The organism is Streptomyces sp. NPDC059957, assembly GCF_042730015.1.
In the GTDB taxonomy this organism is placed as follows: Bacteria; Actinomycetota; Actinomycetes; order Streptomycetales; family Streptomycetaceae; genus Streptomyces.
Genome location: NZ_JBHWMB010000039.1, coordinates 7,793 through 13,243, shown reverse-complemented (window position 1 = coordinate 13,243; position 5,451 = coordinate 7,793). Strand labels below are relative to the sequence as shown.

Sequence of the window (5,451 nt, the reverse complement as noted above, 5' to 3'; positions counted from 1 at the left end):
GGTGGTGGTTGTGGTTTCGGTCATGGAGTGCACAATTCGCACGGGGGTCTCCGAGAGGGGGGGGGAGGGGATGGAAGGAAGGTCGCGCGGGTTGCCCCCCCGCACCGGGACCGGTGTCAGGGCCGGCGGTCCGGTGCGGCGACGCGGCTCAGGAGGCGGGCTGGTGCCCGCCGTTGTCCGGGTACGCCTCTTCGCGGTGGAAGCCGAGGGAGCGCATGACGGGGAAGTCGTTGAAGGAGAACAGGCACGCGTCCTCGGACGGGTCCAGGTTGTGGTGTTCGTGCCAGGCCCAGGACGGGACGCAGAACACGTCGCCCTGCTTCCACTCGAAGCGCTGCCCGGCGATCACCGATACGCCGTGTCCCTTCGCCGCCGTGTAGATCACCGACCCGGTGTGGCGGTGGGCCAGCGTGGCCTGCCCCGGTCGCAGCAGCTGCATGTGGGCGCTCATGGTGGGCATCACCGAACCGCCGGTCACCGGGTTGGTGTACTCCGCGATCACCCCGTCGTACGGGGAGCCCTCGGTGGCCGTGGCCAGGCCGCGCAGGGCCTCGTAGGTCTGCTCCCAGGGGTAGGCCAGCAGCGGGGAGTAGGGGCGGGTCCACTTCTCGGAGCCGTACGGGAGCAGGTTCGCGGCGTAGGTCAGGACCGAGGAGTTCACCACCTTCCCGGGCTGCTGGTACAGCTCCGGGTGGACCTCGTAGAACCCGGCGTCCAAGGCGTTGACCAGCGGGATGTCGAGGCCGTCCTGCCAGATCACCGGGGCGTCGGTGGCGTCGTTTCCGTGCTCGTGCCAGGTGCCGTTGGGGGTGATGGCGAAGTCGCGCGGGCCGACCTTCAGCTTCTGGCCGTCCACGATCGTCCACGCTCCGGTGCCCTCGTGCACGAAGCGCAGCGCCGCGGCCTGGTGGCGGTGGGCGGTCATGGCCTCGCCGGGCCCCATGATCTGCAGCCCGGTGTAGAGGAGTCCGGCGGCGGCGCTGACGTCCCTGCGGCCGGGGTTGACCAGCATCACGACGCGGCGGCCCGCGTCGTCGGCCCGGACCAGGCCGAGGGCCTTGTGGACCAGCGGCCGCAGCTCCTCGTAACGCCACAGCACGGGAACGGACTTGGGCTGCGGGTACCAGGGTTCGATGTCGTTGGCCACCGTCCACAGCGCACCGGCCTCCAGGGCTTCGAGCTCGCCGTAGTAGGCGGTGAGTTCGGGGGTGTCGCAGACCCGGGCGCGGCCGAGTGCGGTGTCGTCCTGGTCGGTGGTCATGCGTCCTCCTCGGGGGTGGTGGTGGCCGGCAGGGCCGGGTGCGGGACGGTGAAACTGACCGGCGTGCGCGGCCGGTTGTCCACTTCGAGGCGGAAGACGTCGAAGCGGTTGTAGTGCCCGGTGATGTCGTGCATCTGCTTGGGCTGGATGCACCGGTTCAGGTCGATCTCGGCGTAGACGATGCCCTCGACGTCGACGAGCGGCTCCGTGACCGGGCGGCCGTCGGGGCCGAAGATGCCCGACAGGGCGCTGCGCGGCCGGGCGAACAGGGCCCGGACCTCCTCGTCCTCACCCGCGACCGCGTCGACGATCTCGGGGGAGACGGTGGAGCAGGCGACGACCGAGAAGACCTTGCCCTCGAAGCTGTGGGCCGCGGTGCGGACGGCGATGGCCTCGGCCATGTCGTAGTCGGTGGGTGCCACGGGCAGGGCGATGTAGCAGGCCGCGTGCACCAGTTCACCCTGGGCCAGGAGCGTGAAACGGGCCAGGGTGTTGGTGTTCTCCCCGCAGGCGAGGGCACCGACCGGGCCGACGGGGGTCTGGTGGACGCGCAGGGAACTGCCGTCGCCGCCCGTCCAGGTGAGCTTCTCGGCCCAGGTGGGCACCAACTTGCGGTGCACGCCGAGCAGTTCGCCGTCGGGGCCGATGGTCAGCAGCGTGTTGTAGAGCACGCCCAGGCTGTGCGGGGCACGTTCGTTGACGCCGATGACCAGCACGACCCCGTACTGGCGGGCCGCCGCGCGCAGGGTGTCCACGTGCGGGCCGGGGATGTCGATGGACGCACGCTGCAGGCGCTCGAACCAGGGCGAGCCCTGGACCGGGTTCATCGTCCAGTTCCAGTACGGGTAACCGGGCACGAACGCCTCGGGGAAGACGACGAGTTCGGCGCCCTTCCCGGCGGCCTCCGCGATCAGGGCGACGGCCTTGTCGACGGTGGCGGCGGGATCGAGATAGACGGGGGCGGCCTGGACGGCGGCCGCGGTGAAGCGGGGCAGGTCGTTCGGGGGACGGGTCTCCATGGGATCTCGGCCGTTCCGTTCAGAGGGCCGGCGCGGCGACGCGCGGCAGCCATCGCTGGTGCACCGGTGCGGCGGGCCGCCGCAGCAGTTCGAGGCGGGGCGGCACCCGGTCGGTGCGCGCCGCCGGCGGCCGGGCGCTGCCGGCCCGCCAGGACCGGGCCCACGGCGCTGCCGGCCCGCGGTACCCCTGGGCCACGGCCGCGTGCAGGGTCCACAGCGGGTCGTGGAGCTGGGCGCGGCCCACCGCGCACAGGTCGGCGCGGCCCGCCAGGATCACCGAGTTCACGTCGTCGTAGGTGGAGATCGCACCGACGGCGATGGTGGCCACCCCGGTGGTGTTGCGGATCAGGTCGGCGTACGGCGTCTGGTAGCTGCGGCCGAAGGCCGGCCGCTCGTGGGAGACGACCTCGCCGGTCGAGACGTCGATCGCGTCGGCGCCCGCCGCGGCCAGGGCGCGCGCGATGTGCACGGCGTCCGCCTCGTCGAGGCCGCCCTCGGCCCAGTCGGCGGCCGAGACGCGGACCAGGAGGGCCTTCCCGGCCGGCCACACCGCGCGCACCGCGCCCAGCACTTCGAGCGGGAAGCGCAGCCGGTCGGCCACCGCTCCGCCGTACTCGTCGGTGCGCCGGTTGGTCAGCGGAGAGAGGAACCCGGACATCAAATGGCCGTGCCCGTACTGGAGTTCCAGGACGTCGAAGCCGGCCCGGTCGGCGCGCTCGGCCGCGCGCACGAAGTCCCGTACGACCAGGTCCATATCGGAGCGGCTCGCCTCGCGGGGCACCGGGCCGCCCTCTTCCCAGGGCAGTGCGGAGGCGGCCAGCGGCGTGTCCCCGGCGGCCCGGCGGCCGGCGTGGGTCAGCTGGATGCCGAGGCAGGTGTCGGACTGGCCGTGCGCGAAGGCGGTGATCCGGCGCCAGGCGGCCTCCTGCTCGTCGGTCCACAGACCGGGGCAGCCCGCGTCGGTGCGGCCGTCGGCGCTGACCGCCGTCATGCCGGCGATGACCAGGGCCGCGCCGCCGAGGGACTGGGTGCCCAGGTGGACGAGGTCGAAGTCGCCCGGGACTCCCTCGACGGCCGTGGACAGGGCCATGGGCGGTACGACGATCCGGTTGCGCAGGCGCAGTCCGCCGAGCCGGAAGGGCCGGAACATGGGCGGGACCGGCGCCGAGGTGTTGACGGCGGTGGTGAACTCCTCGTCGCGCACCCGCAGGTTGTCGTAGGTGACGCGGCGGCTGCGGGTCAGCAGGTTGAAGGCGAACTGGTGCGGGTCCTGGCCGGTGTACCGGTCGATGTTCTCGAACCACTCCAGGCTGGCCTGCGCCGCCCGCTGCGTGGACTCCACGACGGGCCTGCGCTCGTCCTCGTAGGCGGCCAGCGCGCTCTCCACGTCGGGATGCTCGTGCAGGCAGGCGGCCAGGGCGAGTGCGTCCTCCATGGCGAGCTTGGTGCCGGAGCCGATGGAGAAGTGGGCCGTGTGCGCGGCGTCCCCGAGCAGCACGGTGTTGCCGCGGCGCCAGGTCCGATTGCGCACGGTGGTGAAGCGCAGCCACTTGGAGTTGTTGGGGATGAGCCGGTGGCCGTCCAGGTGCGCTGCGAGGATCTCCTCGCAGCGGCGGATCCCCTCCTCGTCGCTGGCGCCGGGCGTGAGGTCCGGGCCGGCGGACCCGGCGAAGCCGCCGCGCCGCCAGGTGTCCTCGTCCATCTCCACGATGAAGGTGGAACGGGTGTCGTCGTACGGGTACGCGTGTACCTGGAGCGTGCCGAAGTCCCGTTCCTCCACGATGAAGGTGAAGGCCTCGAAGACCTTGTCCGTGCCGAGCCACATGTAGCGGCCCGCGCGCTCGTCGAGATCCGTGCCGAAGGTGTCGGCATGGGCGGACCGGGTGGCCGAGCGCACGCCGTCGCAGGCGACCACCAGGTCGTATTCGGCGGCCAGTTGATCCGGCGCGGGGGACTGCGTGCGGTAGCGGACGTCCACCTCCAGGGCGGCGCAGCGCTCCTGGAGGATCTCCAGCAGCCGGCGCCGGCCCAGAGCGGCGAAACCGTGCCCGCCGGAGGTGAGGGTCCGGCCGCGGTGGCGGACGTCGATGTCGCTCCAGCGGGCGAACTCCGCCGACATCGCGGCGTGTACGAAGGGATCCGCCTGCGCGATGCCGTCGAGGGTCTCGTCGGAGAAGACCACCCCGAAGCCGAAGGTGTCGTCGGGAGCGTTGCGCTCCCAGACGGTCACCTCCCAGTGCGGGGAGATCTGCTTGGCCAGGGCGGCGAAGTACAGGCCGCCCGGCCCGCCTCCGATGACTGCTATGCGCACGGGGCGCCTCCTCGGTTGTTCTCGATCAGTTCGGGGGCCTGCCGGCCCGCCTTCGTGAGGACCTCGCGAACCTCGGCGGGCCAGGGGGTGGTCCCGGTCGCGCGGGCAGCGGAATGGGCGATGACCATCCGGCCGGTGGCGGCCACTGCGCCGTCCGAGCCCGTGGTGCCGTCCGGGCCCGTGGTGCCGTCCGGGCCCGGAGGGCCCGGCTCGCCGCGCACGGTGAAGGCGTAGTGGAGGGAGCTCGCGCCGACCTTGGTGACCCGCAGCTCGGTCCGTACGGCCTCGCCGAACCAGAGCCGGGCCCGGTAGTCGGCCTCGAAGTGAACCCGGGGCGTGCTGCCGAAGAGGTGCGACAGGCCCAGGCGGCGCAGCAGCACGGCCTCGGCAGCCTCGACCCAGCGGATCACCGTGGAGTGGTGGTAGTGGCCCGCAGCATCGGTGTCGGTCCACTCGACCCGGCGCTCGACGACCACGCTGGGCAGGTGCGGCACCTGCGCCTCGGGACACCCGGCGGCGCAGCCGCCGTCGTCCGGGGCCGCGGCGGTGGGGGCGGCTTCCGCCGGTTCCCCTCCCCGGTTGCGGAGTTCGCCGCGCCGGAGCTTGCCGGTCTCCGTACGGGGGAGCTCGGTGACGAACTCCACCGCACGCGGGTACTTGAAGGGGGCGATGGCCGCCTTGACGTGCTCCTGGAGCGCGCGGACGGTCTCCGGGGCGTCCGGGACACCGGCGCGCAGCACCACGTACGCCTTGACGAGCATCCCGCGCCGCTCGTCGGGGACCCCGACGACGCCGCAGTCCGCCACGTACGGGTGGTCGGCCAGCGCCTTCTCCACCTCGGGCCCCGCGATGTTGTAGCC

4 protein-coding genes are annotated in these 5,451 nt (G+C 72.7%); all 4 read right to left on the bottom strand.

The genetic code is table 11. The annotated features are described in order from the left end of the window. Window positions 1-148 precede the first annotated feature (148 nt). On the bottom strand, window positions 149-1,261 hold the full coding sequence (locus tag ACFWBW_RS24845) for a cupin domain-containing protein (protein WP_385376189.1): 1,113 nt from the start codon (window positions 1,259-1,261) through the stop codon (window positions 149-151). After that, window positions 1,258-2,280: a carbon-nitrogen hydrolase family protein gene (locus tag ACFWBW_RS24840; RefSeq protein WP_385376186.1), complete on the bottom strand. Its 1,023-nt coding sequence runs from the start codon at window positions 2,278-2,280 to the stop codon at window positions 1,258-1,260. The genes ACFWBW_RS24845 and ACFWBW_RS24840 overlap by 4 nt, the downstream gene beginning before the upstream one ends. Before the next feature lie 19 nt (window positions 2,281-2,299). Then, window positions 2,300-4,591: an FAD-dependent monooxygenase gene (locus tag ACFWBW_RS24835; protein WP_385376183.1), complete on the bottom strand. Its 2,292-nt coding sequence runs from the start codon at window positions 4,589-4,591 to the stop codon at window positions 2,300-2,302. Next, on the bottom strand, window positions 4,582-5,451 hold an 870-nt coding region (locus ACFWBW_RS24830), incomplete at its 5' end, for a thioesterase family protein (protein ID WP_385376180.1). The genes ACFWBW_RS24835 and ACFWBW_RS24830, both read right to left, overlap by 10 nt.

Coding starts and splice junctions, on each gene's coding strand:
- ACFWBW_RS24840 (WP_385376186.1), bottom strand. CDS start 2,280: ATGGAGACCCGTCCCCCGAACGACCTGCCCCGCTTCACCGCGGCCGCC.
- ACFWBW_RS24845 (WP_385376189.1), bottom strand. CDS start 1,261: ATGACCACCGACCAGGACGACACCGCACTCGGCCGCGCCCGGGTCTGC.